Source organism: Deinococcus rhizophilus, assembly GCF_030271215.1.
GTDB lineage: Bacteria > Deinococcota > Deinococci > Deinococcales > Deinococcaceae > Deinococcus > Deinococcus rhizophilus.
This window is the reverse complement of sequence record NZ_JASNGB010000292.1, coordinates 1-1,967: the sequence shown is the minus strand read 5'-3', so window position 1 is coordinate 1,967 and position 1,967 is coordinate 1. Positions and strand designations below refer to the sequence as shown.

The following is a 1,967-nucleotide window of genomic DNA, read 5'->3' as shown; positions in this document are numbered from 1 at the left end:
AGTGGGCGCTGCGGCAGTTCGGCGGGGACGTGGTGACCGCCGAGGGTGTGGACGGGCGGCTGTGGTCGCCGGGCCTGCGCGGGGCGCGGGTGAAGCTGCCCGGCGTGGACGCGGCGGCGGAAGAAGCCAGCGTGCGCGTGACCGGGGTGGACCCCCGCACCCGCACCCTGCGGCTGGACGTGGCCGTGAAAAGCGGCACCGTCAACCTGCGGCTCGGCGACCTGCTGCGGCGCGGCCCCGCCTCGGAGGACGGCGGGAAGGAAGGCTGGCGGGTGGTCCTGGGCGGACTGGACGTGCAGGACACGCGGGTCAATGTGGACGGGGCGGGCCTGAACGTTCCCGACGGGCGCTTCCGGGTCTCGCCGCTGGAGGACGGGCGGCTGGCCGTGCGCGGGCAGACCCGGCAGGGCGAGTTGAACGCCAACGTGGCCGTGCAGGGGGGAGAGTTGGGCAACCGCTTCCTGCTGGATGTGGATGCCGACGCCCGGATCATCAACCACTACTGGCCGGGCGTGACGGGCGGGCGCATCAGCGGGCAGTACGCGGTGGGCGGGGGAGCGCCCATTCGCGGTGACCTGCGGGTGCGCGGCGCGAGTCTGCGGGTGCCGGAAGCCCGCTTCGTGACCGTGCAGGACGTGAACGGCACCCTCGCCCACCGGGGCGACGACCTCGCGCTGCGGCTCTCGGGGCGCGGCTGGGACGGTCCGGTGACGGCGCGGGCCACGGCGAACACCCGGCAAAAGCGCTGGGACGTGGCGGCCGAGGCGACTCCCCGCGTCTCGGGCCTGGCGCGGGCGCTGGGCACCACGGGGGAAGGACAGGTGCGCCTGCGGGCCACTGCCGGGGGCTGGAACCGCGCCGAGGTGCGGGCGGAGGCGACCGGGGCGGGGCGCTTTGCCGGGGTGCCCTTCCGGGGCCTGCGGGCGGAGTATGCCTTCGCCAGTCCGGGTGAGAGGGGCGAGGGGCCGGAGGCGAACACCCTCACCTTCCAGGCCGACACGCGCCTGAACGGGGAACAGACGCTGGCGGGCGAATGGGCCTTCGGGCGCTCGGGGCGGGCGACGTGGGCGGGCGACTTTGCCGGAAAGCCGCTGGACGTGCGGGCGGGGGTGGACGCGCGGAACCTCGTCACGCTGACGGGCGAGGGGCTGGGGGGACCGCTGGCCGGGCGCTACTCGCTGCGCACGCAGGCGCTGACCGCCACCCTCAATCCCACCTTCGGGGCGGCGTCGGCGCGGGTGGCCCTGAGCGGCACGCCGCGTGACCTGCGGGCGCGGGTGACGGACGGGGCCGCCGGTCCCTTCCGGCTGGAGGGCACCGCGCGGCTGGACGGGGAGGGGCTGCGGGCCGACCTCGGCGCGGCGCGGCTGGACCTGAACCGCGAGTTCCGGGGCCGCTGGACCCTGCGGGGCCTCAGCGGGGCGGGCGTCACCCTGAGCGGCGGGGGCGACCTCGACCTGGGCACGGGGGTGCTGGGCGGGACGCTGGCAGCGGACGTGCCCGGCGTGACCGGGACCCTGCGCGGCCCGGTGGCGCTCGACCTGCCGGGGCAGCGCGGCTCCTTCAGCCCGGACGGGCAGCGGCTGGTGTGGAACGGGGACGCTTTTACCCTCACGGCGCGGGACCTCCCGGTGGCGGGCGGAGCGCGGGTCAGTGGCGCGGCGACGGTCACGGCGGACCGCCGGGTGACGGGCACGCTGACGGCGCGGGGAAACGGCTACGACCTGACGGCCACCGGGCGCGGCGACTATGCCGACCTGCGCGGCACGGCGGGCGGGGTGAGCGTCTCGGCACGGACCGTGCTGGGGGAAGACTTCCGCACGACGGCGCAGGTCGAGGGAGCCGACATCGCGGGCGAGTTCAGCGTGGAGGGCGGCGGGGTGCGCTTCGCCCTCACGACGGCGGGACCCGGCGGCGAGCAAGCGGCGGCGCGGGGCGTGCTGAGCGGGCAGGACTGGGACGCGACC

1 pseudogene is annotated in these 1,967 nt (G+C 76.8%); it reads left to right on the top strand.

Annotation, left to right across the window (positions count from 1 at the left end):
* Positions 1 to 1,967, top strand: a pseudogene (locus QOL99_RS16695) (translocation/assembly module TamB domain-containing protein); the annotation flags it as partial.